The 25,406-nt window shown below is 65.1% G+C and carries 24 protein-coding genes; 8 read left to right on the forward strand and 16 right to left on the reverse strand.

The features are described 5' to 3' along the window. Positions 1–614: 614 nt before the first annotated feature. The 7 genes from S58_RS21620 to S58_RS21650 all read right to left on the reverse strand — a co-directional run bounded on the left by S58_RS21620 (position 615) and on the right by S58_RS21650 (position 8,815). Positions 615–1,625 carry an ABC transporter ATP-binding protein gene (locus S58_RS21620; RefSeq protein ID WP_015667510.1) on the reverse strand — a complete coding sequence of 337 codons (1,011 nt, stop codon included), beginning with the start codon at positions 1,623–1,625 and terminating at the stop codon, positions 615–617. Then, a complete protein-coding gene (locus S58_RS21625) occupies positions 1,622–2,617 on the reverse strand; it encodes an ABC transporter ATP-binding protein (RefSeq protein ID WP_015667511.1) in 996 nt (331 codons plus the stop codon). Before S58_RS21625 ends, S58_RS21620 begins: the two co-directional genes overlap by 4 nt. Continuing rightward, positions 2,617–3,519 carry an ABC transporter permease gene (locus S58_RS21630; RefSeq protein WP_052351217.1) on the reverse strand — a complete coding sequence of 301 codons (903 nt, stop codon included), beginning with the start codon at positions 3,517–3,519 and terminating at the stop codon, positions 2,617–2,619. Before S58_RS21630 ends, S58_RS21625 begins: the two co-directional genes overlap by 1 nt. Beyond that, positions 3,516–4,496, reverse strand: a complete 981-nt coding sequence (locus tag S58_RS21635; protein ID WP_015667513.1) for an ABC transporter permease — start codon at positions 4,494–4,496, stop codon at positions 3,516–3,518. The genes S58_RS21630 and S58_RS21635 overlap by 4 nt, the downstream gene beginning before the upstream one ends. 54 nt (positions 4,497–4,550) lie before the next feature. Beyond that, the gene (locus S58_RS21640) at positions 4,551–6,146 is read right to left on the reverse strand and encodes an ABC transporter substrate-binding protein (RefSeq protein ID WP_015667514.1); all 1,596 of its coding nucleotides are present in this window, start codon (positions 6,144–6,146) and stop codon (positions 4,551–4,553) included. Positions 6,147–6,227: 81 nt separating this feature from the next. Next, positions 6,228–7,172 carry a CobW family GTP-binding protein gene (locus tag S58_RS21645; protein WP_015667515.1) on the reverse strand — a complete coding sequence of 315 codons (945 nt, stop codon included), beginning with the start codon at positions 7,170–7,172 and terminating at the stop codon, positions 6,228–6,230. Then, the gene (locus S58_RS21650) at positions 7,169–8,815 is read right to left on the reverse strand and encodes an amidohydrolase (RefSeq protein ID WP_015667516.1); all 1,647 of its coding nucleotides are present in this window, start codon (positions 8,813–8,815) and stop codon (positions 7,169–7,171) included. The genes S58_RS21645 and S58_RS21650 overlap by 4 nt, the downstream gene beginning before the upstream one ends. 193 nt (positions 8,816–9,008) lie before the next feature. On the opposite strand from S58_RS21650, the gene pdxR reads away from it, so the two are divergent. Continuing rightward, the gene (pdxR, locus tag S58_RS21655) at positions 9,009–10,550 is read left to right on the forward strand and encodes a MocR-like pyridoxine biosynthesis transcription factor PdxR (RefSeq protein WP_015667517.1); all 1,542 of its coding nucleotides are present in this window, start codon (positions 9,009–9,011) and stop codon (positions 10,548–10,550) included. Positions 10,551–10,554: 4 nt separating this feature from the next. Here pdxR and S58_RS21660 read toward each other — a convergent pair whose 3' ends face one another. Continuing rightward, positions 10,555–11,349 carry a sulfite exporter TauE/SafE family protein gene (locus S58_RS21660; protein WP_042340074.1) on the reverse strand — a complete coding sequence of 265 codons (795 nt, stop codon included), beginning with the start codon at positions 11,347–11,349 and terminating at the stop codon, positions 10,555–10,557. A 193-nt stretch (positions 11,350–11,542) separates the two neighbouring features. Here S58_RS21660 and S58_RS21665 point away from each other — a divergent pair, with 193 nt between their 5' ends. Together S58_RS21665 and S58_RS21670 are read left to right on the forward strand one after the other, a co-directional pair. After that, the gene (locus tag S58_RS21665) at positions 11,543–11,956 is read left to right on the forward strand and encodes a nuclear transport factor 2 family protein (protein ID WP_015667519.1); all 414 of its coding nucleotides are present in this window, start codon (positions 11,543–11,545) and stop codon (positions 11,954–11,956) included. Next, entirely contained in the window at positions 11,953–13,341 is a 1,389-nt protein-coding gene (locus S58_RS21670) for an NAD(P)/FAD-dependent oxidoreductase (RefSeq protein WP_015667520.1), read from the forward strand. The genes S58_RS21665 and S58_RS21670 overlap by 4 nt, the downstream gene beginning before the upstream one ends. 149 nt (positions 13,342–13,490) lie before the next feature. Here S58_RS21670 and S58_RS21675 read toward each other — a convergent pair whose 3' ends face one another. Then, positions 13,491–14,411 (reverse strand): LysR substrate-binding domain-containing protein, encoded by a 921-nt coding sequence (locus S58_RS21675; protein ID WP_015667521.1) that lies wholly within the window; start codon positions 14,409–14,411, stop codon positions 13,491–13,493. A gap of 113 nt (positions 14,412–14,524) precedes the next feature. Between S58_RS21675 and S58_RS21680 the strand changes: the two genes are divergently transcribed. Then, positions 14,525–15,076 (forward strand): carboxymuconolactone decarboxylase family protein, encoded by a 552-nt coding sequence (locus tag S58_RS21680; RefSeq protein ID WP_015667522.1) that lies wholly within the window; start codon positions 14,525–14,527, stop codon positions 15,074–15,076. Between the two features lie 76 nt (positions 15,077–15,152). Continuing rightward, positions 15,153–16,004: an alpha/beta fold hydrolase gene (locus tag S58_RS21685; RefSeq protein ID WP_015667523.1), complete on the forward strand. Its 852-nt coding sequence runs from the start codon at positions 15,153–15,155 to the stop codon at positions 16,002–16,004. A 246-nt stretch (positions 16,005–16,250) separates the two neighbouring features. Here S58_RS21685 and S58_RS21690 read toward each other — a convergent pair whose 3' ends face one another. The 4 genes from S58_RS21690 to S58_RS21705 form a co-directional block, all read right to left on the reverse strand. Further along, entirely contained in the window at positions 16,251–16,961 is a 711-nt protein-coding gene (locus tag S58_RS21690; RefSeq protein ID WP_015667524.1) for an SDR family oxidoreductase, read from the reverse strand. 4 nt (positions 16,962–16,965) lie between these two features. Further along, complete coding sequence (locus S58_RS21695) at positions 16,966–17,583, reverse strand: glutathione S-transferase family protein (protein ID WP_015667525.1); 618 nt, start codon at positions 17,581–17,583, stop codon at positions 16,966–16,968. Positions 17,584–17,626: 43 nt separating this feature from the next. After that, positions 17,627–18,304 (reverse strand): peroxiredoxin-like family protein, encoded by a 678-nt coding sequence (locus S58_RS21700; RefSeq protein WP_015667526.1) that lies wholly within the window; start codon positions 18,302–18,304, stop codon positions 17,627–17,629. 78 nt (positions 18,305–18,382) lie between these two features. Further along, a complete protein-coding gene (locus S58_RS21705; protein WP_015667527.1) occupies positions 18,383–19,153 on the reverse strand; it encodes an enoyl-CoA hydratase/isomerase family protein in 771 nt (256 codons plus the stop codon). Between the two features lie 152 nt (positions 19,154–19,305). On the opposite strand from S58_RS21705, the gene S58_RS21710 reads away from it, so the two are divergent. After that, positions 19,306–20,196, forward strand: a complete 891-nt coding sequence (locus S58_RS21710; RefSeq protein WP_015667528.1) for a LysR family transcriptional regulator — start codon at positions 19,306–19,308, stop codon at positions 20,194–20,196. A 339-nt stretch (positions 20,197–20,535) separates the two neighbouring features. Here the strand turns inward: S58_RS21710 and S58_RS21715 are convergent, their stop codons facing one another. Next, on the reverse strand, positions 20,536–21,744 hold the full coding sequence (locus S58_RS21715; RefSeq protein WP_015667529.1) for an MFS transporter: 1,209 nt from the start codon (positions 21,742–21,744) through the stop codon (positions 20,536–20,538). Positions 21,745–21,873: 129 nt separating this feature from the next. Then, positions 21,874–22,356 (reverse strand): cupin domain-containing protein, encoded by a 483-nt coding sequence (locus tag S58_RS21720; protein WP_015667530.1) that lies wholly within the window; start codon positions 22,354–22,356, stop codon positions 21,874–21,876. A gap of 381 nt (positions 22,357–22,737) precedes the next feature. Here S58_RS21720 and S58_RS21725 point away from each other — a divergent pair, with 381 nt between their 5' ends. Beyond that, positions 22,738–23,445, forward strand: coding sequence for a peroxiredoxin-like family protein (locus S58_RS21725; RefSeq protein WP_015667531.1), 708 nt, complete (start codon positions 22,738–22,740; stop codon positions 23,443–23,445). A gap of 10 nt (positions 23,446–23,455) precedes the next feature. On the opposite strand, the gene S58_RS21730 is transcribed toward S58_RS21725, so the two are convergent. Next, positions 23,456–24,343, reverse strand: coding sequence for a LysR family transcriptional regulator (locus S58_RS21730; RefSeq protein WP_015667532.1), 888 nt, complete (start codon positions 24,341–24,343; stop codon positions 23,456–23,458). Positions 24,344–24,538: 195 nt separating this feature from the next. On the opposite strand from S58_RS21730, the gene S58_RS21735 reads away from it, so the two are divergent. Beyond that, positions 24,539–25,363, forward strand: a complete 825-nt coding sequence (locus S58_RS21735) for a 3-hydroxybutyrate dehydrogenase (RefSeq protein WP_015667533.1) — start codon at positions 24,539–24,541, stop codon at positions 25,361–25,363. Positions 25,364–25,406: the final 43 nt, after the last annotated feature.

Raw genomic sequence — 25,406 nt, forward strand, 5'->3', positions numbered from 1 at the left:
CACGAAGCGATTGGGCCTGCGTCGCTGGCGTCAGATCAAGACTTGAACGACCCCACAAACCTCCGGTCAGCCGCATCCCAGCCGTCGGGCGGTTTGAGGTTCATGACCTGCATGAGGAAGGTGTGCGGTCCGGAGAGGCGAACACGCTCCTGGCGAGCGCCGGGGCCGGATGACGGCGCCACGGAGGATGGCCAGCAGATAGCACCACGATATCCGCTCGTGACGGCCTACCCTACTCCCACTCGATCATCTTGAGCGTGACTAAGACATTGATCCTAAAGGCTTTTGCCGAGATGTCGTCTCAGGACGCCGATTACGAGACCGGCGATTTTCTTTCATCTTGATTCCACAGGAATATTTTGCGCGCTCATGCCGAGGTCCCCTTCAGCAACTATCGGCTACTATTGCCCTGCACAGCAATGAGTAACTGCTGACCTTGGAGTCAGCCGCTAGCGAATGAGAGCTGAGCGAAGACCATAGGTCGCTGTCGGCCGGCGACGCAAGCTCTGGACGCTGCAATGGCCGACATCCTCCCCGCTTGCCGACGATGTATCACGGCCACTCCGCGCAGCAGCGCCGTCGCGACGATCCTGGAGCGTTCGCAGGGATGTCGATCAAGGCAGCTCGGCGACACGATGACAGGCGACGTAGTGGTGTGATCCGATCGCATCCAACGCAGGAAGACGCTGCGCGCATTTGTCAATCGCGGCCGGACAGCGCTGCGCGAAACGGCAGCCGGGCGGCGGGTCAACCGGACTCGGCGGATCGCCCTTGACGAGATGGCGGCGTTTCAATTCGTCGCGCATGGGTCCGGGCGGCGCGGCGGCCGCAATCAGAGACCAGGTATAGGGATGGCGCGGCGCAGCGAATATCTCGGCGGCGGGCGCCTGCTCGACGATCTTGCCGAGATACATCACCGCGACCTCGTCGCAGAATTTCTGGATCACGCCGAGATCGTGCGAGATGAAGATGTAGGTGAGATCACGCTCGCGCTGCAGCCGTTTCAACAGATTCAGGATCTGTGCCTGGATCGCCACGTCGAGCGCGGATACCGCCTCGTCGCAGACGATCAGATCGGGCTCGGGCGCCATCGCCCGCGCGATGCAGAGCCGCTGACGCTGGCCGCCCGAGAATTGATGGGGAAACAGATCGGCTGCCTGCGGCGGCAGGCCGACGTCGCCCAGCAGCCTGCGCACCCGCTCGTCGCGCTCGCTGCGCGTCCCGATTCCGAGCAGGTCGAGCGGCTCGCGGATCTGGTCGCCGGCGCGGCGGCGCGGGTTGAGCGCCGAGAACGGGTCCTGGAAGACGATCTGCAGATGCCGCCGCACCTCGCGCAGCGGCCGACCGGTGAGGCTGGCGATGTCACGGTTGCCGAACACGATCTGGCCCGATGTCGCCGGCACCAGCCGCATCACCGCTTGCGCGGTGGTGGACTTGCCCGAGCCGCTCTCACCGACGATGCCAAAGGTGGTGCCGCGGCAAACGCGGAAGCTGATGCCGTCGACTGCATGGACGAAAGACGGCTTGCCCTGGCGGCGGCCGGCCGGGAAATGCACGACGAGGTCGTTGACGTCGAGCAGCACCTCGCGGGTGCCTGTCCCGCGGATCGCGTCAGCCAAGCTCATGCGGCGATCTCCGTCTTGCGCCAGCAGGACACCGCGTGGCTCGGCGCGATCGGCTCGAGCGCCGGCTGCGGCTGCGCGCGGCAAACGTCGCGGGCCTGCACACATCTTGCCAGAAAAGCGCAATCGGCGCCGCGCGCGCCGAGCGGCGGCACCATGCCGGGGATCTCGCCGAGGTCGACCCAGGGCTGCGGCGCCTGCCCCAATGCGAGGTGCGGGACGCAGCCGAGCAGACCGCGCGTATAGGGATGGCGCGGTGCCGTCACGATCTCGCGCGAGGCCCCGGCCTCGATGCAGCGTCCGGCATAGAGCACGAGGATCTCGTCAGCGAGTTCAGCGACTGCACCGAGATCGTGGGTGATCAGCAGGATCGCCGTCCCGGTGCTGCGCTGCAGTTCGGCCAGCAGGTCGAAAATCTGCGCCTGCACGGTCACGTCGAGCGCGGTGGTCGGCTCGTCGGCGATCAGCAGCTTCGGCCGCCCGGCCAGCGCCATCGCGATCATGACGCGCTGGCGCATGCCTCCCGAAAGCTGGTGCGGATAGGCATCGATCCGCTGCTCCGCGGCCGGAATCTGCACCGCGCGGAGCAGCTCGACGGCGCGCGATCGCGCCGCGGCCCGATTGAGCCCCTGGTGCCAGCGAAGCACCTCCCCGATCTGGTCACCCACGGTGAACAGCGGATTGAGCGCGGTCATCGGCTCCTGGAAGATCATCGACATGGCGCTGCCGCGCAAGGACCGCATCTCCTTCGCCGGCAGGGTCAGCACGTCCCTGCCCTCCAGCACGATGCGGCCCGAGGTAATGACGAAATCCTCCGGCAGCAGCCGCATCAGGGCCAGCGCCGTCATGCTCTTGCCGCAACCGGATTCGCCGACCAGCGCCAGGGTCTGCGCCGGAGCAACCGCGAACGACAGGTTCTCGATGACGGGTACAAGGCGGCCGGCCCCGTTGCGCATGCTCACATTGAGATCATCGACTTCGAGCAGCGCACCCATCATGACCTCCGCCGCAGACGCGGGTTGATCGCGTCGTTGAGGCCGTCGCCGACCAGGCTGATCGCGAGCACCGCAAGGAAGATCGCCGCGCCTGGGAACATCACCGCCCACCACGCATCGAGAATGTAGTTGCGGTTCTGGCCCAGCATCAGCCCCCAGCTCATGACGTTCGGATCGCCCAGGCCAAGGAAGCTCAGGCCGCCCTCGAACAGGATGGCGACACCGATCGCCAGCGTGGCCGACACGATCACCGCGGGCAGCGCATTCGGCAGCAGCACAAGCAGGATCAGGTTGGCGCTGGATGCGCCCGCCGCGCGCGACGCCTTGACGAAATCGAGATCGCGCAGCCGCATGAACTCCGCCCGCGTCAGTCGCGCCACCGAGGTCCAGCTCACCCCGCCGATCGCGAGCGTGATCGTGGTCAGCTTCGGCCCGAACAGCGTCACCAGCACCATCGCGAACAACAGCGGCGGCAGGATCTGGAAGAACTCGGTGATCTTGACCAGCCCGGCATCGATGGCGCCGCCGAAGAAGCCGCTGACGGCGCCGACGACGAGCCCGATCGCGATCGTGATCAGCGCCGCGGCGGCGCCGACCGCGAGCGTCGCGCGACCGCCGTAAATCAGTCCGGCCAGCACGTCGCGGCCGAGATAGTCGGTGCCGAACCAGGCATCGGCATCCGGCGGCATGAACGGCGCGCCGACGAGATCGAGCGGATCGACCGGATAAAGCGACGGCCCGACCACGGCCACCAGAATGATCAGGACCAGCATCCAGGCGCCGGCCACGCCCGACGGACTCTTCATGAACTGCCACAGGGCCAGGCGCCAGGGCGGCACGGCCGCCGGCGCGGAAAGATCGATCTGCGGCGTCGCCATCGGCGAGGACGTCTCAATCGTCATCGCCGCCCCGTCCGGATTCGCGGGTCGACGAGGCGGTAGATCATATCGGTCACGATGTTTGCGGTCATCACCATCAGGGCGGAGAAGAACAGCACGGCCATCAGGGTCGGATAGTCGCGACGCAGGATGGAATCGAACACGAGCCTGCCCATTCCGGGCCAGCTGAACACGGTCTCGACCAGCACGGCGCCGGCGAACAGATTGCCGAACTGATGACCGGCGACGGTCACGATCGGTATCAGCGTATTGCGCAGCGCGTGCTTGCCGACCACCAGCCATTCTGGCAGCCCCTTGGCGCGGGCTGTTCTGACATAGTCGGCCGAGAGCGCCTCGATCATGTTGACGCGCGCCAGCCGACTGTATTGCGCGATGAACACCAGGGCCAGCGTCAGCGACGGCAACACCAGATGGCGGCCGACGTCGAGCACATAGGCGAAGCCGTGCTTGGGATTCACGACGTCGGCCATGCCGACCACCGGGAGGATCGGCCACACCGAGCCGAACAACAGGAGCAGCAGCAGCCCGGTCCAGAAGATTGGCGCCGCATAGCCCGCCAGCGAGACCACGGTGACCGCATGGCTGAACAGGCCGTTCGGCCGCCGGGCACTGACCACCCCGAGCAAGGTCCCGATCGCAAGCGCGGCGGACAGCGCGCACAGCGTCAGATAGAGCGTCGCCGGCAGCCGCTGCAGGATCAGGCCGAGCACGGGCTGGTTGAAGTAATAGGAGTAGCCGAAGTCGCCGACGGCAACGTTGCCGAGGTAGATGGAGAGCTGCTGCATCAGGCTCTGGTCGAGTCCATATTTGGCGCGCAACGCCGCAACGACCTCCGCCGACGCGCCACCCATCTCGCCGGCGATCACCTGGACGGGATCGCCGGGAGCAAGATGGATCAGGCAGAAGTTCAGCACCAGCACAGCGATCAGCAGGGCAATCGCATTGACGATCTGCCTGGCCAGATGGGTGGCGAATGCCATGGTGCAGCAAGTCTCCTCGTGGCTTTCGGAACGCCGTTGTCGGTCGGATCCGCCTCAGGTCTTCGGCGGGACTTCCCAGTACAGTTCGTCGAGCGGCGACATCATGCCCCAGATCGAGTTCGGGAGATTGCCGAGCCCCTTGGCGAACGCATTGTAATACGGACTGACATTGATGAAGTAGATCGGCACCTCTGAGACGACGATCTTCTGGAATTCCGAGTAGAGCGCCTTGCGCTTCTCGGGCGAGGTCTCGACCGCCGCCGCCTGCAAGAGTTCGTCAACCTTGGGGTTGGAATATTGCTGTGTGTTCGACCAGATGATGCCCTTGCGGATGTTCGACGTCAGGTAGGTCCGGTTGACGCCGATCACTGGGTCGCCCCAGTTGTAGACGGTATCCATGGTCAGGTCGAAATCGAAATTCGAGACGCGCTGCGCCCAGGTCGGAAAATCCGGCGCGGCGCGCACCTCGAGATTGATGCCGACGCGCTTGAGCTGCGAGCGCATGTATTCGGCGACGTTGCGCTGCTGCTCGTCAGCGCCGGGAATGTAGTCGATGGTCAGCGAAAAGCGCGAGCCGTCGGCGCCCTTGGCATAGCCCGCGGCATCCAGCAGCGCGGCTGATTTGACATAGTCGACCTTGTAGGGCTCGACGCCGGCTTCGGCCAGCGGCGACTCCGGCGCGATCGGCCCGAGCGCCGGCGTCGCCTTGCCGCCCATCAGCTTGGAGACGATGAAATCGCGGTTCGCCGCATAGGCGATCGCCTGGCGCACACGGACATCATCGAGCGGCTTCTTCCTGGTGTTGAAGGCGAGCCAGTTGAGCGGGCCGACGCCGGCCATGCCCTTGTCGGTCACGATCAGGTTCGGGGCCTTCTGCAGGCGATCGATATCACGCGCACCCGCGATGAAAGGAAGCGCGCTGAAATCGCCGCGCTCCAGCGAGACCACGGCCGCATTCTGATCCGACACCAGCCTCACCACGATCTTGTCGAGCTTGGGCCGGCCGGGGATGAAGAATTTGTCGAACTTCTCCAGCGTATAATATTCGCCCTGCTTGTATTCCGTCAGCTTGAACGGACCGGAGCCGATCGGCTTGAGATTCGCCGGATGCGTCTTCAGGTCCTGGCCGTCGCCATAGACGTGCTTGGGCAGGATCGGCATCAGCGCCGGCGACATTGCCAGGAGCAGCGACGGGCTCGGGTTCTTCAGGCGGAGGATCGCGGTCGCGGGATCCGGCGTCTCGACCTTGTCGACCGCCGCCAGCATCGTCTGGAACGGATGATTGGCCTTGATCGCCATGATCGAGAACGCGACGTCCTCCGACGTCACGGGATGGCCGTCGTGGAAGACGGCATCCTTCACCAGATGCAGCGTGACGGACAATCCGTCAGGCGCAACCTCCCATGACTGCGCCAGATAGGGCTGTGGATTCCACTTGTCATCATAGCGCAGCGGGCTCGCGAAGATCTGCGCTGTCGGCATGGCCGTCGCCATGCCCGACTGCACAGCGCCGTTGAAATGCCGTGGCACCTGCGTGGTCGCGACCACCAAGGTGTTGCCGCCGGATGACTGAGCCTGCGCCGCGGGGGATGCGGCCGTGGCCGCAACGAGTCCGATAGCTCCGAGCACGAAATGTCGTCTGATCAACATGGCTATCCCGCTTCCTGATTCACGACAGGGTGGATGATGAGAAAGTCGCTTGGTGGTCCGATAGGCCTCGATGTCATCGCGTCATGCCGCAGCGGTCAGGGCGCGGTCGAGGATCGCGTCCAGTTCGTGATCCGATGGCAAATTCGCGGTGCCCACGCCCGCGAGCGTGATCGTCTCGGCCACATCAGGCGCAGCATCATCTGCCGGCGTCAGCGACCAGTTGCGCGACACCAGCTGGAACACCTGCGCCCGGTCGTCGCCGTTGACTCGGCAGATTCCCTTCAGCCGCAGCAATTGTCCCGGCAGATCGAGCACGGCCGCGGCGAGCCTGTCGCGATCGAAACGTCCGGGACGCTGATAGGTCCAGCGACGGAAATCGCTCTCATGATCCACCGTCCCCACGACCGGCTCGGCGCGGAAACGCGCGGGCCGCCCTCGTCCGAAAACGGCGTGATGCACAGGAGCTAGCGCCGATAGTTGCTCGATCGGCACATCCGGCCGGATGGCGCCGATGACGGCACACGCCGCCGCGCGCTGGCTCTCGCTGGCCAGGTCGCATTTGCTCAGCAGCACGACGTCGCATCTGGCGAACTGGTTGCGGATGGTCTCGCCGATATGCCGGTCCTCGCATTGCATTGCGATACGGGTTGCATCGGCCAGCACGACGACGCCGTCGAGCCGCAGCGACGGCTCCACCAGCGCGATCTCGGCGATGCGCCAGGGATCACCCACTCCGCTGGATTCGATCACGACGCGATCGAAGCGCCCGACATCGTCCAGCAGCCGCGCCAAGGTATCGAGAAAGCCCGCCCCGATGCTGCAGCAGACGCAGCCATTGGTGAGCGACATCGTCGTGCCGTCGTGGCTCCGGATCAAAGCCGCATCGACGTTAATCTCGCCGAAATCGTTCACCAGCACCGCGCAGCGTTCCGTGCTGGCGGATAGCAGGCGGTTGAGCAGCGTCGTCTTCCCGGCGCCGAGAAAGCCGCCGATCACGGTGAACGGAATGGGCGCTGAGACCGTCATGCGCGGGGCGCCTCCTTGACGATGCCGCCGACCACCGTGCCCCACACCGGAACGTCCTTCAACATCTCCGGCGCGACCGTCAACGGATCCTGCTCGAGGACAGCGAAATCGGCGTATTTGCCGGCCTCGATGCTGCCGACGAGATGATCGAGCTTGAGCGTATAGGCCGCGCCGATCGTGATGGCGTTCAGCGCCCGCTCCACGCTCAGCGCCTCGGTCTCCGCGCCGAGCTTGCGGCCCGACGAGGACACGCGGTTCACGGCGCACCACGCGGTGAACAGCGGCGACAGCGGCGTGACCGGCGCATCGGAGTGGATCGAGAACGGGACGCCGATCCGCTGTGCCGTGCCGGTAGCATCGAGGCGGTTCGCCCGCTCCGGCCCCATCGTCAGCTCGTAATGGGAATCGCCCCAGTAGAAGACGTGGTTTGCAAACAGATTGACGCACATGCCGAGTGCCTTCATGCGGCGGAATTGCGCCGCGTCGGCCATTTGGCAGTGCTGCAGGGTGTGGCGATGATCCGGACGAGGGTGAGCGGTCTGCGCCTTCTCCACCGCGTCGAGCGCAAGCTCGGTCGCCTCGTCGCCATTGGTGTGGATGTGAAGCTGGATGCCGGCCCGGTGGTAGAGATCGACCAGGCGCGGCAGCTCCTCCGGCGCGATGTACCAGAGGCCGTTCGGCGCGCCGTTGTGATAACCGGGCCAGCGCAAGCGCGCCGTGAAGCCCTGGATCGAGCCGTCGACGACCAGCTTGACGATGCCGTAATGCAGCTTGTCGTTGCCGGACTCGCGCAAGCCAACGATCTTTTCGATCGCCTGGTCCGGACCATGTGTGGCCGAAGCCAGCGCCGGCACCAGACGCACGCCGAAATCCGGCTGCTGCGTCGCGGAGCGGTAGAGGTCCAGCGTGTTCTCGCTGAGGTCGTTGTGCAGATCGGTGATCGTGGTGACGCCCTGCACGCAGGCTGACGACGCATAGCGCTGCACATCGGACATCGTCAGTAGCTCCGACAGCGGATTGCCCACCAGGCGGAACGCCCGAAGTCGTGCCGCGATGCCTTGCAGCTCACCGCTGGCCAGACCGTCGGCTCCGGCGACCACGCCAGAGATGTCGGTGGCGTGCAGGAGCTGCGTCCGCTCCAGCACCAGCGTGTTGACCACACTGATGTGGAAGCTGGCGTGGATCACCATGATAGGCCGCGTCGTCGAGACCCGGTCCAGCGCTTCGCGCGCCAGCTTCTGGCCACCGATATGCAGCGGATCGAAACCCCAGGCGAACAGCGTTGCATCCGGATCGGCCGTTCCGGCTTCGGCCTCGCGCAGCCGCGCGACGATGGCGTCGAGGTCAGCAACGCCGGCGACCGCCCTGCCCTCCGGCGAGCGCCGTTCGAACGCCCCGACATAGGGCAGCGACCACATGATGCCTTCCATGATGTGGCTATGGCCTTCGACGAAGCCCGGAAGCAGCACCTTGTCGCGAAAGCGCATGTCGATCCGACCGTCCGGAGCGAACTGAGCGATCTCCGCTTCGCTGCCGGCCGCAACGATCCGCCCCGCCCGCACCGCAACATGCGTCGCAAACGGCCGCGACGGGTTCATCGTCACGATCCTGCGGGCCGCGTAGACGACGGTATCTGAACTCACCGCGAACTTCCTCAATTTCCGAGAGCCGTTAAGAGCCGTTCTCGAAACCTGCGGTGCCGAATGAGTCCAGGCCAGCGCCAGATGCCATGCACAAATGGAGCCAGCCCATGCGAAACACGGCCGCAGGCATTCCGCCATGGCGCGGTTTTTGCTTTAGTTTCAGCAGCTCACAGGGTCAGGACCAAATACCTCGATGGCAAAATTCGCGCCCTTGCTGCGATCCGAAGCGGACCGGCCAACAGTTCCGATTCACGACCTCCTGTTCTGGGTTTCACTGTTCGACGGCCTGGACCGCGGCGGCACCTTCCTGCAACTTCAGATCCGACAGATGATCGTAACAGCGATCGAGGATGGTCGTCTGCCGCTCGGCGTTCGCATGCCGTCCAGCCGCGATCTCGCCGCGCTGCTCAAGGTGTCCCGCAATACCATCGTCATCGCCTATGAGCAGCTCGTCGATCAGAACTTCCTGGTCTCACGCGAGCGCAGCGGTTACTTCGTGGCCGGCCTGCCCAAGCATATCGGCGAAGCCCAGCAGCCTGCGACGGAGGTCTACAGCCGCCGCTGGACCGAGCGGTTCGCACTGCAGCCGTCGGCGCTACGCAACATCGTCAAGCCGCTTGACTGGCAGACCTATCCCTATCCCTTCATCTTCGGCCAGTTCGACCCGAGCCTGTTTCCCACCAACGACTGGCGCGAAAGCGCGCGCGCGGCGCTCAGCGTGCCCGAGATCAACAACTGGGCGCGCGACATGATCGACGGCGACGATCCGGCGCTGATCGAACAGTTGCAGCGGCAGGTGCTGCCGCGCCGCGGCATCCGCGCCCGCGCCGACGAGATCATGCTCACGATCGGAGCACAGCACGCCCTGTACTTAATTGCGAAGCTGTTCCTGCAGCCCGACACCCCGATCGGAATCGAAGACCCCGGCTATCCGGACGCGCGCAACATCTTCGGCATGATGACGTCGCAAGTCCTGCCGCTTCGGCTCGACGATCAGGGTCTGGTGCCTGACGAGGCGTTCGCGCGCTGCGCGCTGGCGTATGTGACGGCGAGCCATCAATGCCCGACCACGGCCACGATGTCGCGGGCGCGCCGCGAGGAGATTCTCAAGGTCGCGCGCGAGCGCGACATCGTCCTGATCGAGGATGATTATGAAAGCGAGCTGATGCCGGAGGGCAGCAGCCTGCCGCCGTTGATGAGCCTGGATCGCGACCAGAGCGTGCTCTATGTCGGCAGCCTGTCGAAGGCCTTGGCGCCCGGCCTGCGGCTCGGCTACGTCGTGGCGCCGGCGCCCGTCATCCGCGAGTTGCGTGCGCTGCGCAGGCTGATGCTGCGCCATCCGCCGCTGAACAACCAGCGCGTCGCGGCCTTGTTCATCGGCCTCGGACACTACCGCTCCCATCTGCAGCAGGTCGGCCGCGTGCTGCTCGAACGCGCCACCCTGCTCGACACCCTGCTGCCGCAGGCACTGCCGGGCTGCAGCTGGTCGCGCGGCCCGGGCAGCACCAGCTATTGGATCACCTGCCCCGCGGGAACGGACACGGTCAAGCTGTCAGAGGTCGCGCGCGCCGAAGGCGTCGTCATCGAGCCCGGCGACGTGTTCTCGATCAACCCGGATGCGACGCGCAACTGCTTTCGTCTCGGCTTCTCCTCGATCCGGACCGACCGGATCGCGCCGGGTATCGCGAAGCTGGGCCAGATCTTCGCCCGGTCCATGTCGTCGCAAGACACCTGAGCGGCTACAGCAGGTCGCTTAGCCCCTTGAGCGCGCTGCCGAGAGCGACCGCTGCGAGACTCGTCATCGACACCCGGCGATGCAGCGTGTCGCTGCCGCGGTGAAAACCGAGATCGCCGAGCCAGGTCCCGACCAGCATCACGGGAATACCAAGCGCGGTCAGGACCGCGACATGCAGGTCGAGGAGATCGAACGACGCGAGGGTGGCGGTCGCAACGATCGAGGAGACGAGGAAGAACACCATCATCGAGGCACGCGCAGCGATTCGGCCGAACGCGCCCGAATTGTAGTAGACGATCACCGGCGGCCCGGGCATGCCCGCAAGACCGTTGAACATACCGGCGGTGAGACCGACCAGCGCTGTGATCCTGCGCGCCGGTGCCGTCGTCAACCGAAACCCGGCGTTCAGCAGCACGACCGCGCCGACCGTGATCAGGGCAATCAGGAGGCGTGCCGCCGAGGCCGAGACCAGGCTGAGCACCAGCACGCCGATCGGAGAGCCGATTACGCCTCCGAGGATCAGCCAACGCAGCGAGGGCCAGTCACAGACCCGCGAGGCGCGCGGCAGATCGCCGAGCCCGATCAGAAGCTGCAGACAGACTGCGACCGGCACCGATTGCGTTGGCGGCATGAACAGGCCGAGCAACGGCACGGCCGTCAGCGCAAAGCCGAAGCCCGTGAAACCGCGCACCAGCGCCGCTGCAAAGATCGACAGCGCCGCAGCGAGCACCAGTGCGGCGCTCGGCAGCGAGGTGGCGGCGATGTCATAGACCGCGACGGCCAGTTGCTGCGGGGCCATCGTCAGGGTGTGATGTAAGGACACAGAGGCGGCGTCATGCGCCCAGTCATCAGGATCGCCATCGTTGTGAAAGGGCCAGCCGCGCCCGACCACCGGGCCAGTTCTGGCTACAGAGCTCGCCCGCTCTGGTTCTAGGGCCCCCAACCGCCGGCGTGGCACATGCGAGCCAAGCTCCAACCGCGGAGGACATGACATGGCCGATCTCGAAACCGTCCGCAGCGAACTGCTCGACAATCTGTTCGCCGCCTTCAACCGTCACGATGGCGCAGCCGTGATGGCCTGCATGACCGATGACATCGTGTTCGACGCAGCTGCCGGCCCCGACAGCTGCGGGCGTCGTATCAACGGCAGGGCCGACGTGCGCGCCGCGTTCGAGGCGACCTGGGGCGGCATGCCCGACGTCAGCTGGGAGTGTACGCGCCATGCGGTGTTCGGCGACCGGGCCCTGTCCGAGTGGATCTTCCGCGCGACCGCGCCCGACGGCCGGCGCATCGAAGTGCAGGGCTGCGACCTGTTCAGCTTCCGCGGCGACAAGATCTGCACCAAGAGCGCCTTCCGCAAGGACCGGCCGCCGCAGCCGGCCGCGAGCGGGAGTGCCGCGCGATGAACATGCATGCCTTGCCGACGGCCGCCTACGACCCCCACTACGACCCGCTGGTCGCCGACGGACCAGGTCGTAACCGCGACTACGCTCCCACCTACTGGATCGCCACCGCCGGCACGCCGCCGGAGAGCGACGGTCCGATCACGACCGACACGACGGCCGAAATCGCCATCATCGGCTCGGGCTACACCGGTCTCGCTTGCGCGATCTTCCTGGCCCGCGAGCACGGCATCAAAGCGATCGTGCTCGAGGCCAACCGCGTGGCCTGGGGCTGCAGCACGCGCAATGGCGGCCAGGCCCAGAATGCCTCTGGCCGGCTGACGCGCTCGCAATGGATCAAGCGCTGGGGGCTCGACGTCGCCAGGCGCATGCACGACGAGGTCACCGAGGGCTTCGAGGCCTTCGAGGAACTGGTGCGATCGAGCCCTGTTGACGTCGAGCCGCAGCGCGGCGGTCACCTCTACATCGCTCACCGCCAGCGCAATCTCGACAAGATCGCAGCGGAATCAAATGTGCTCAACGATGTGTTCGGCTATGCCTCGCGCGTCATATCACGTGAGGAACTGGCTAGCGACTTCGTCAATGAGGCCGAGGCCGTCGGCGCGGTGCACGAGCCGCTTGGAACCGGTGTGCATCCGGCAAAGCTCGCCTTCGGCTATCTGCAGATGGCGCGCGCGCTCGGCGTGCGGATTCATACCGCGAGCCCGGTAACGCGCATCGAACAGCGCAACGGCAAATTCGTTCTGCATACGCCGGGCGGCGCCGTCAGCGTGAACGGCGTCGGCATCGCCACCGGTGCCTATACCTCGCTCGGGCTGACGCCGGAATTGTCCGGCCGCTGCATGCCGATCCTGTCGAACTCGCTGGTCACGCGCCCGCTCACGGCGGCCGAACTTGCGGCGACCGGCTTCAAGACCCGGCAGGTCATCACGGACACACGCACCTTGCGCTTCTACTACCGGCTGCTGCCGGACGACCGGGTCCAGATCGGCAGCCGCAGCGCGATCACCGGCGCCGACGCTACGCATGACCGCCACCTCCAGCTTTTGATCGATGGCCTGCATCGCAAATTCCCCGCGATCACCGGCATCGAGATCGATTACTCCTGGTGGGGCTGGGTCGATGTCAGCCACGACATGATGCCGCGCATCGTGCGCCCCGATCCCCAGGCGAGACTGGTGTATGCGCTCGGCTATGGCGGCAACGGCGTGTCCTATTCGGCCCAGGCCGGCCGCCGCATGGCGCAAATGCTCGCGGGCCAATCCTTCAAGGGACAGGACCTGCCGATCTTCACCTCGCCGCTGCCGACGCATCCCTTCGCGCCGTTCCGCCGCATCGGACAGCGGATGCTCTATCGCTGGTATCATCTGCGCGACGAGGCGAGTTGAGCCTCCCTGGCGTAATGCAAGATCGACCAGACTGGCCTGCCGGTGTCCGCTTCGAGGTCAACAGCACGGAGTTCTGGTTCATGACGATCGCCAAAGGCAGGATATCAGCGTGCCGTCCTGAACGAGGGTATACCAACGCCTCGTACTACTCATGCTCTCCCAAGGGACTCTTCGATATTTGCCAGGGCAAGGCTCAGCCTTGGTGCAACGAAATCCAGGAAGGCACGGCGCTTGAGCGGCTGGACCGGTTGCGGCTGGTGCATGAGGTTGACCGGGGTTGGGTGATCGTCCCGGCGGTGCAGGATCTGCACCAGCCGACGGTCAGCGATCGCAGGAGCGGCCTGGTATGACATCAGGCGCGCGACACCGAGGCCGGCCGCCGCCGCCTCCACCACGGCGTCGGCCGTGTTGACCGAAAACCGCGGCTTGATGGGCACTGTGCGTTCGTTGGCGCCACTGCCGAACGTCCAGCTCCGGTAGGTCTGCAAGCCTTCGAAGGCGATGCAATCATGATCGCGTAAAGCCTCGAGGTTCGCGGGTTCGCCGCGGCGGGCGAGGTAGTCCGGACTGGCGCTGAGGATCCAGCGCACGTGGCCGACCTGGCGGCTGATGAGTTGGCTGTCTGGCATGCGGCCGATGCGGACCGCGACGTCGACATGCGCTTCGACGATATCGATGACGTGGTCCGACAGGATCAGCCGCACGCTGACCGGCGTATAGGCGGCAAGGAACGCATGGACGAGCGGCGCGACATGAAGCTTGCCGAACATGATCGGCGCCGTCACCAGCAACTCGCCGCGCGGTTCGCGATATTCGCCGCTGGCCGCGCGCTCCGCCTCGGCCAGATCGTCGAGCAGGCGCCGCGCCACAGCCGCGAAGGCTTCGCCGGCCTCGGTCAGGATCAGCTTGCGGCTGGTCCGCACCAGCAGCCGCGAGCCGAGATGTGCCTCCAGATCGGAAATCCAGCGACTGACCGTCGGCAGGGGCACGCCGAGCGCTCGGGACGCCGCCGAGAGGCTGCCGCCATCCACTGCCGCCACCAGCGTCCGCATCGCTTCGAAGCGGTCCATCACTCTTCCAAAAATTGAAACCTCGGCTCTCAAAATTAACGCCTACTGCTCAAAAATGGAAGAGCGTAGGTGAGGGTCATCAGCCAACAGGGCTGCCACGAAAGGACCCTCCCATGACCCGCATCCCGACCCCCGCCACCATCGCCGATGCGCCCGAAGCCTCGCGTTCGCTGCTTGAAGCGGTCGCCAAGCAGCTCGGCAGCACGCCAAATATGTTCCGTGCGATCGCGCTCAGCCCGCAGGCGCTGGCCGGCTATGTCGCTTTGTCCGGCGCGCTCGGCAAGGGTTCGCTGCCCGCCGCCACGCGGGAGCGGATCGCCTTGGCGGTGGCCGAAATCAACGGCTGCAGCTACTGCCTGTCCGCGCACACCTATCTCGGCCGCAACCTCGCCGGGCTGGATGACGCGGAGATCACCGCCAACCGCAACGGCGCGTCGAACGACCTCAAGGCCGACGCCGCCGTTCGCTTCGCAGCCCTGGTCGCTGCCAATCGCGGCCATGTCACCGACGCCGATTTCGCCGCCGTGAAGCTCGCCGGCTACACCGACGCTGAGGTCATCGAGATCGTGCAGCACGTCGCTCTGAACAGCTGGACCAACTTCTTCAACGAAGTGTTCAAGACCGAGATCGACTTCCCGGTCGTCGAAACCAGCAAGGCCGCCTGACCCCAAGGGCGTGAGGACCGCATCGGCTCTCCCCACGCGCCTGACGCCCTTTCACCCCTTCATCGGAGCTTCCCCCGTGACCCACTACAAGTTCGCCACCGTCAATGATCGCCAGGTGTTCTATCGCGAAGCCGGCGATCCGACACATCCGACCATCATCCTGCTGCACGGCTTTCCCACCAGCAGTTTCATGTTCCGAGACCTGATCCCGCTGCTGGCGGAACGGTTCCACGTGATCGCTCCCGACTACATCGGCTTCGGCCAGTCAGATGCGCCATCGGTTGCCGAGTTCGACTACAGCTTCGAGAATCTGACCACGCATGTGGCGGGGCTGATCGAGCAGCTCGGACTGAGCTCCTACATCCTCTACATGCACGACTACGGCGGCCCCGTCGGCTTCCGGCTGTTCACGCGCAATCCGAAGGCCGTCACCGGCTTCGTCATCCAGAACACCAATGCGTATATGGAAGGCGTCGGCGAGATGGCGGCGCAGGTCTTCCTGCCGCTGTGGGCGAAGCGCGACGCGGCCAGCGAGGCCGCCGCGCGCGGGCTCCTTGCCGCCGACACGACGAAGTACCAGTATCAGGTCGGCGCCCGCAATGCCGAAGCCATCAGCCCCGACAATTGGACGCATGATCAGGCGCTGCTCGACCGCACCGGCCATGATGCGGCACATCTGAACCTGCTCGAAGACTACAAGACCAACGTCGGGCTCTACGACGGCTGGCACCAGGCCTTCCGCACCCACGGCCCGAAGACGTTGATCGTGTGGGGCAGGAACGATCCGTTCTTCATCCCCGCCGGTGCCGAGGCCTATCTCGCCGATCTGTCCGACGCCCGCCTCGTCTGGCTCGATGCCGGCCACTTCGTCCTCGACGAAAACGCCGCCACGGTCGCCGCGGAGATCAAGGCGAGCTTCGCCAACTGAAGTCTCCAATCCAAGGAGACTTTGCTGTTTGCGACCATTGCGATCACTGGTGCGGCGTCGGGCTTTGGCCGCGACACCGCGAGAACACTCACCAATGTGGGGCATCGCGTATTCGCCGCGATACGCGCGATTGCCGGCCGGAAGATGGACGCCGCGAATGCACTGCTTGCCAGGGCCGGCGCGCCGAGACCGAGCACAGGATCTCAGCTTCACGGCTGCTGAGGTCCGGCTTTTCAAAAGCCTGCTTCAACCGCGGCCCAGACTAGCGCCGCCATCGACGAACAGCGTTTGTCCGGTGATGAAGCCAGCAGCGTCCGACGCGAGGAAGGCGATCGCGGCGGCGATTTCGGCGGGCGCACCCAGCCGGTTCATCGGCACCTGAGCGAGGTACCGGGCTTCACCCTCGCTGCCGGGAGCATTGTTGGAACGGAACAGCTCGGTCTCGGTCGGCCCGGGAGCAACCGCGTTGGCGGTGATGCCGTGCGGCGCCTGTTCGATGCCGATCGTGCGCGTGATGCTCTCGAGCGCAGCCTTCGACGCGGCATAGCTGGTGCGTTGCGGCAGACCCAGTGTGACGAGGCTGGTGACGTTGACGATCCTGCCGAACCGTGCGGCCCGCATCGCGGGCAGCAGCGCCTGGGTGAGGCGGAGCGCCGGTTGCAGGTTGAACGCCAGCAGACTGAGGAAGGCCGTCGGATCGACGTCGCCGAACCGCTCCGCCCGCGCCATGCCCGCATTGTTGACGATGCCGAGCACGTCGCCGCGCGCCGCGACGCTCTCGACCAGCGCGCTGGTTGCTGCCGCGTCAGCGAGGTCAACCTCGATGAATGTGCCAGGAAAGGCGGCCGGCGCGGATCGGGCGATGCCGATCACATGCCAGCCGTTTGCGGAAAGCGCCTCGGCGGCCGCTCGCCCAATGCCCTTGGAAGCTCCGGTCACGATGATGCTGCGCGCCATCGCCTCAACCCTCCGCCATCGCGATGGTCCGCGCGATCCCGCGCTGGAAGGCGGGCCGGGCCTCCAATTCGGCGATATAGCGCTGGACGTTAGGCGCAGCGTCAATCGACACTTGAGCGAACTGGCGTCGCCACAGCCAGCCGAAATGGGCGATGTCGGCGATGCTGAGCGCGTTGCCTGCGACGAAGCGCTGATGCGCCAGAAGATTGTCGAGAAGGCCGGTCACGCGCTGCGCCTCGTTGCCGAAGCGGTCGATGGCAACCGGAATCGACTGGGGCGCTAAATTGCGGAAAAAGCCCGCGTTGCCGAACGCCGGCCCCAGCCCCGACGCGTGGAAGAACAATTGTTCGAACACCCGTGCCCGCGCTGCGCCCGATGTCGGCAGCAGCTTGCCGGTCTTTTCCGCCAGATAAACCAGGATCGCGGCGCTTTCGCTCAGGACAAGATCGCCATCGACCAGCACCGGTACCTTGCCGTTAGGGTTTAGCGCAACGAAATCGGGCGCCTTCTGGCCCCCTTGGCGGATGTTGACGCTGGTGAGGATGTAATCGAGCCCCAGTTCTTCCAGCGCGATCGGAATTTTGACGCTGTTGGGCGTCGAAAAGGCATAGACGTGGATCATCGGTCAGTCTCCGGGAAATGCGGCGATCTATCCGTGCGGGCAATCAGGCGCGCGCCAGCGACGCGGCGCGGACGGCGGGCAGCATGTCAGACGGCTCAGGCCGGCGCGTGTAGTCGGGGTTCACCTCGGCATAGCGGATCGTTGCGTCCTGCCCGATCACGAAACGGCCCGGCATCGGCAGCGTCCAGCTGGCGTCGCCATTGAATGCAGGGAGATCGTTGCGCAGCACGTCGCGGTAGAGCGCGATCAGATAGTCCGGCATGCGGAAGCGCAGGCCGAACATCGCGGCAACCGTGTTTTCGGCATCCGACAGGATCGGAAAGTCGAGTTCGTTCTGGCGCACCGATTTGCGGCTGTTGACTCGGGTCTGCGGGCTGATCGCAATCAGGTTGGCTCCGGCCTGGCGAAAATCGGGCAGCGCGGCCTGCAGGGCCTGCAGCTCCATGTTGCAATAGGGGCACCAGACGCCGCGGTAAAAGCTAACGATCAGCGGTCCGCGCGCGAGAAGATCGCGCGAACTCACCAATGTTCCGTCCTCGGCGGGCAACGCGAAGTCCGGCGCCTGTTCGCCCGCCTTCAGCGCGCGGCCGGCAGCTCCCGAAGCGATCAGTTCGTCGGTGGCACGGTCCATCGTCGCAATAACGGCGGCGGGCACGCTGTAGGGCGGCTTGCCCGCGCGGAAGTCGGCCTTGAAGGCGTCGAGTCTGGCTTGCAGGGTCATGTCGGGTCTCCTGATGACAAGTGTTCGAACGGGTGTCCTGGCGGCCGGGTGGTGCGCCGCCCCGCCAGAGGAGGCGGATCAGCCTTGCGCGGCCATGCGGCGGGCGACGTCTGCGGCGCTGATCCCTTCGAGCGCGAGGCCGTAACCGGCGCCTTCGTCGATGATGCGACGCAGCTTCTGCGTCAGCGCGATGCGGGTATAGCGGCTGGTCAGCGGCGGCAGCGCAGCGAGACCGTCGGCAATCTCGTGCGCGCGCGCCAGCAGGCGGTCGGCAGGGACGATTTCGTTGACGGCGCCATATGCCATGGCGGTCCGGGCATCGAGCACCTGACGGGTGAGGATGAAATAGCGTCCCCGAACACTTCCGATCACTTCGGGCCACAACAGATTGACGCCGTCGCCCGGCACGATCCCGAAATCGAAATGCGGCTTGTCCTGAAACACCGTCTCGGGCGTCGCGAGGATGATGTCGGTCAGAAGCGCGTATTCGCTGTGCAGCAGCACCGGGCCATTGAGCGCGGTGATCATCGGAACTTCGATGTCGAGGATGTTGGAAAGGACCTTCCGGCCTTCGCGCAGGATCCTGTCATAGCCTTGCGGGCTGAAGAAATCGAAGCCGTCCGCTTCGATCGTGTCCATGAACGCGTCGCCGCTGCCCGTGAGGATGACGACGCGATTATCGCGATCCTCGCCGATCACGTGGAACAGATCGACGAACTGCTCATGCGTATGGCCGTTGAAGATCAGCTTTCCACCGCCGGAATGAAGGGCGACTTCGAGCACGCCATTGTCCTGGCGGGTCAGCCGGGCGTTGGGAAAAGCATCCTTGTAGGTATCGAACTTGGCCATCGGAACCTCTATCGGGCCATCCGGGGATCGGCGGCGTCTCGCCAGAGGTAAGCCGGGTCACGCCGGCGCGGACGATGGCTCGTGGCGATATCGCTTATTCCCATATGGAATAGATGAGTGTAACTTGCCCGTCAGTGGGGGAGGTGTCCGGCATGGACCGAATGGGAGCGATGCAGACATTGGTCCGGGTGGTCGACACCGGCTCCTTCTCGGCTGCTGCGCGTGCGCTCAACATCGGACAGCCGGCGGTCTCCAAGACGGTTGCGCAGCTCGAGGACCGTCTGGGGGTTCGTTTGCTGACCCGGACCACTCGGGGGCTCAGCCCGACCGAGGCAGGCCTGCGCTTCTACGAACGCGCGCGTCGCGCCATCGAGGAAGCCGACGAAGCGGAGCTTGCGGCACGGGGCGCCGGCGCGGGGCTACACGGCACCTTGCGTGTATCGGCGGCGACGACTTTTGCGCGGCTGCATGTCGTGAAGCTGCTGCCCGGTTTTCTCGCCGCCCATCCGAGGCTTGAGGTCGAGCTGATTCTCGACGACAGGGTGATCGATCTGGTCGAGGAGAGGATCGATGTCGCGCTGCGTATGGGCGACCTCGAGGACTCGTCTGCGACGGCACGGCGGCTGGCGTCGAGCCCGCGGTCAATGCTTGCAACGCGGCGCTATTTCGAGCGGGTGGGGATGCCCGCATCACCTTCCGACCTCGCCGGGCATGACAGCGTCGTCTACATGCAGGGGCGTCACGGCACATGGCGATTCCGGCACGATGGAACCGAGACGTCTGTGGTGGTCGGCGGTCGGCTGCGGGTCAGCAGCGCCGAGGGCATCCGTTCCGCCGTGCTGGCAGACATGGGACTGACAATCGCGTCCCACTGGATGTTCGCACCCGAAATGGCTTCGGGCGAGGTCTGTACCGTGCTTGACGCATGGACACTCGACCCCATCGACCTGTGGGCGGTCTTCCCCACTGGCCGTCTGGTGTCAGCAAAGGCGCGTGCCTTCACCGATCTGGTTGCAGCGGCGCTACGATCCGATGCGGGTTGATCGAGCCACGCACGATTGCTGCCAGGACTGGGCCTGGCCGATGGTTTCGAACAGATAGTCGACATAGGCGCGCACGCGGATCGGGCGCGACGTCGCTCCGATACAGGACCTGACTATCGTTGACGCCGATCAATCTGGGCCCCTGGGGGACAAGCAGGAAACGCACTGAGGTTGCATCGAAGATATTCTCGGTGACCGGCTCCGCGATCTGTCCTGGCTGGTGTCAGCAAATTGCAGTGATCCAAGCTCCCTGCCCCTCCCCCCATTCCTGCCTCAACGACACCAGGATGTAGACGCGGGGGTTGTCGCCGGAGCAAGGGCTTCGGAAAGCGGGTCGACTCACTCCTTGAACCACGACACGAGCACGGCGGCTATGCCGAGCGCCAGCGCTATTCCGGCGACACAGGCGCTCCAGCCGCACCGATCGAACAACTGACCGAGCAGCGCGCTGCCGGCCAGGCCACCGAAGAAATAGCAGGCGAGATAGCTGCCGCTGGCGATGCCTCGATTCTTGGTCGCAGCTCGCCCGACGAAGCCGGTGACGGCAGCCTGCGCGAAGAAGGTTCCTACCGCGACCAGCACCATGCCACTCAGCACAGCGGCGAGGTGCGCAGAGAGCAACAGCGGCAGGCCGGACGCGGCCAAGGCCACAGCCGCCCATATCGTTACGCGGGTGCCGAGCCGGATTGCGACGGGCCCCGCCAGAAGCGTCGTGACCACTGAGGGCGCGAACACAAAGTAGACGACGCCAAGCGTCATCATTCCGAGCGAGAGCGGTGGCTGCACCAGTACGAAATTGACGAAGGTGAAGGTGCCGATGAAGGCGAACAGAATGCAGAAGCCGATGCCGAAGGCCGCGCGCAGACGTGGATTGCGCCAATGTGCAGCCAGGGCTTTCCATGGACTGTCGCCGGGCCTGCCCTCGCTGATCCGCGCAACGCTGCGGATCGTGAAGTACACCAGCACGGCGCCGGCCAGGTTGAGCGCGGCAAACAGCAGGAAGTTCCAGGCCAGCCCAAGACCATCGACCACCGCTGCGGCGATCAGGCGCCCGACGAGATTGCTCACGACATTGCCGGTGATGTAGGCCGCAAAGGCGCTGCCGGCATCGGCCGCGCTGCATTGCTCGCCGAGATGAGCCAGCGTCAGCGCAAAGGCCGAGGCCATACAGAGACCCTGCATGACACGGAGCGCCGTGAAGGTCATCAGACCGGGAGCCACCGCCAGCAGGCTGGTCGGCACAGCAAGCAGAACGAGACTCAGCAGGATGCCGACGCGGCGATTGATCCGCGGGCTGAAGATGCCGACGACAAGACTCGCGATGGCCATGCCGATCGTGCAGGCGTTGACGGCAAAGCCCATCGCCGCAGGCGTCACGCCGTAGTGGCGGGTCAGTGCCGGCAGGATCGCCTGGGTCGCAAAAAGATCGACGACGGTGAGAAACGCGGTCAACCCGATGACCAGCGCGCGGCGTACGGTGCTCGGAGCATGGCTGACCGTTGCTATCGCAGCCGGCATCATCGGTGCGGAGGACATGTCGATCATCATGGGAGGGTCTCCTGCCGCCAGGACTAAAGAGATGTAACGCCCCCGCGTGCAGGCGCGGTGCGGGGCGTCGGGGGCGTCACATCGGGCAAAGCAGTCGCCTGACGAGAGGCGCTCGATACAATCGGGTCGTTACATGTTGTGATCGTGTGGATCGCGGCGGACGTCGCCCACATAGAGGATGACGGTCTCCTTGCCGAGATTCTTCCACCAGTGCGATGTGCCGTGGACTTCGGGGCGGATGTCGCCGGCCTTGTGCACGATCGGGTCGACGCAATTGGAGGCGTATTCGACGATCTCCCCCTGCTGCACGAAGATGAGTGCCGGCCGGTCGTCATGGCTGTGCCACGGCACGATGCCGCCGGGCTCGATGGTCAGCTTGCGGAAGCGCAGCTCGCGGTCCTTGATGTTGGCGGGCTGCTTCTCGAGGTCGATCGAACCCAGCGTCACGTCGGTGACGCCGACCGGTTTGTAGTCGACCATGGCGCGCGCATCCGGCTTCATCTTATCGGCCGGACATTCGCCGGCGAAGGACGGCTGCGCGGTTAGTATGGCTGTGCCGAGGACGGCCAGGCTGAGCGACAAAGTCCGGGGAAGACGGCATTGCAGGAACATCGGGAGTCTCCTCTGTTGATGGTGCATTCAGCAGCAGTGATGGCATTGTCATCGAGGGCCACGGCCTCCGGAAATGCCAAGTGTCTTTCGAGACGATATCGCGGAGCTATCCGTGTCCGAGCCTATGTCGGATCTCGGCAGTACCGATCTCACCGAGGATGTTGCGCCCGGTGCCGACAATTGGAAAATGCAGTCTGGCTCTGAACGCGATAGCGCCGCGCTATCCCAGCGCGATTGGCGACGGCTATCGAACCGATTGGGGATCGGCATTTCCGCCTCGCCGCAGACCATTGTGAGGTGTCGGCTGCGCCATGTTGCGCGGCGGCGCCCTTTCAGGAACTGCGCAGAAGCCCTATCCTGCAACCCTTGCCGGAGCCGACCATGACCGCTCTCTCCCCCGCCGACGCCGAACGGCTCAAGCTCGCGTTCCAGCGCTGCCGCGAGATGGATGGCCCCTTGAACGAACAGCTCCGCGCCTATGCGGAGGCCGGTCGCGACATCTTTCCTGCCTATGCCGCGGCCGTGGACCGGCTGGTCGAGCGGCTCGACGAGAACGGCGGCGGCGTCAATGCACCACGGCCCGGCGAACCGATGCCCCCCTTCATCCTGCCCGACGAGCGCGGTCGTCTCGTTGCACTGTCATCCCTGCTGGCGAAGGGCCCGGTCGCGGTGATGTTCTTCCGCGGCCATTGGTGTCCGTATTGCCGGCTCAACGTCCGTGCCGTGATCCAGGCCGCGCCACGGATCGAGTCCATGGGCGCGCGGTTGGTGGCCATCATGCCGGAAACGCAGGAATACACCGGCAGGTTCAAGGCGGATTGCGACGCGGACTTTCCGATCCTGACCGATCTCGACAACGGCTATGCCCTGTCGCTGAACCTCGCGATCTGGCTCGGTCCCGAGATCCAGCAATTGCTGTCCCACCAGGACATGGCGAGATTTCACGGCAATGCCAGCTGGATGCTCCCGATCCCCGCCGTGTTCGTGGTCGGCCGCGACGGCATGGTCTCGTCGCGCTTTGTCGATCCGGATTTCCGCAGGCGCATGGACGTCGAGGACCTGGTCGATGCGCTGGAGCGCGCGCGCTGAGCTTATCGCCTTATCCCGCGATCGCGCGCCAGTCGGCGCCGCGAAGCATCCGCATCACGGCCGAGGCCACGGCGGTGCGCTGGCGGCCGGCAACTCCGTAGAGATGAACGGTGCGTCGTGCGTCGAGACCCGTGATCATCGTGCGCTTCAGCGTCTCCGGCACCGGTGAGGTGTGCGGCATCATTGCAACCCCGATGTCGGCCTGCACCAGCTCAATCAGGTCTCGCTCCGAGCAGACCTCATGGCTACGATCGATGTCGAGACCGTGCTCTCGCAGACCGTCGGAAATCCGGTTGCGGTGTTCGCAATAGGTCCGGCTCAAAAGCTGTTCGGTCCGCAGATCGTCGATCTCGACCTTGTCGCGGTCGGCGAGATGATGATCCTTGCGCACGACCAGCTCGAAATCCTCGGTGAACAGCGGCCAGACATCGAGCCGATCCCAGCTCTCGTCGATCTCGGCGGCGATGCCGAGTTCAGCCTCGCCCTTCTTCAGATACTCGGCCACCTCGCGGCTGTTGCCGCGCAGGAAGCGGAACTCCAGCTGGTTGAATTGCCGCTTGATCTGCTCGAGGTGCGGAATCAGCAGCGCAAGGTCGATCGAATGCGTGAGCGCGATCCGCAGCGCGCCGACCTCACCGCTCTTGAACGAGGACGCCAGCGATCGGGCGCCGAGCGCGGCGTCATAACACTGTTGCAGGAGCGGGTGCATGCGCTGCCCGAGCTCGGTCAGTTGGGCCGCGGGGCGTTCGCGCCGAAACAAATCACCGCCGAGCTCTGCTTCGAGCTGCTTGATGGCGCGCGTGAGCGATGGCTGCGTGACATTGCACTCCTCGGCGGCCCTGGTGAAGTTGAGCAGCCGCGCAACGGCGAGGAAATAGCGGACCTGATGCATCTCCACGGATCGCCTCCCTGCTCCTTTATCCCGCGGTTGAATATCCTAAAGCCGTGACGAAGGACATCTGGCCGACAATAGCGCCGTCCTATCGTTTCGGAAGCCATCCAGCATTTCCATTGGATCGGTTGGCCCTGCAGACTGCAATCGAGATTGTGCACCCCAGGCGTCCGTTCGCAAAGATCATACGAGGGATCAGTCATGAACGTTACTGCGCCAATGCCGTCGCCGGTTACCGCCAGACCACTGTCCGGGAAGGTGGCGCTGGTGACCGGCTCGACCAGCGGCATCGGACTCGGCATCGCGCGTGCGCTGGCAGAGGCCGGCGCCGACATCGTGCTGAACGGCTTCGGTGATGCAAAAGAGATCGAGATAACTCAGGAGCAGATAGCAGCTGGGTTCGGCGTCAGGGCGAACTACTCCCCGGCCGACATGACGAGCCCAGACTCCATCGCCGAGATGATCGTCACGACCATCACTCAATCCGGCCGGCTCGACATCCTCGTCAACAATGCCGGCATCCAGCATGTCGCGCCGCTCGAACAATTCCCGCCGCAGAAGTGGGACCAGATCCTCGCGATCAACCTGTCGTCGGCCTTTCACACCACCCGCCTGGCGCTGCCGGCGATGCGCCAGAACGGCTTCGGCCGGGTCATCAACGTCGCCTCGGCTCACGGGCTGGTCGCTTCGCCGTTCAAGGCCGCCTATGTCGCGGCAAAGCATGGAATCGTCGGCCTGACCAAAGTGACGGCCCTGGAGACGGCCGAGGCTGGCATCACCTGCAACGCGATCTGCCCCGGCTATGTCTACACGCCGCTGGTCGAGGCACAGATCGACGGACAGGCCAAAGCCCACGGCATCTCGCGCGATCAAGTGATCCGCGACGTGTTGTTAGCCCAGCAGCCCAGCAAGCGCTTCGCTTCCGTCGAGGAAATCGGCGCATTGGCCGTGTTCCTGTCGAGCGCGGCAGCGGCGTCGATTACAGGGACGGCGCTGCCGGTCGACGGCGGCTGGACCGCGCATTGACACGTCAAGGTAAGCCTCGGGACGTATTACAAACACGGTGAGG

Source organism: Bradyrhizobium oligotrophicum S58 (assembly GCF_000344805.1).
Lineage (GTDB): Bacteria > Pseudomonadota > Alphaproteobacteria > Rhizobiales > Xanthobacteraceae > Bradyrhizobium > Bradyrhizobium oligotrophicum.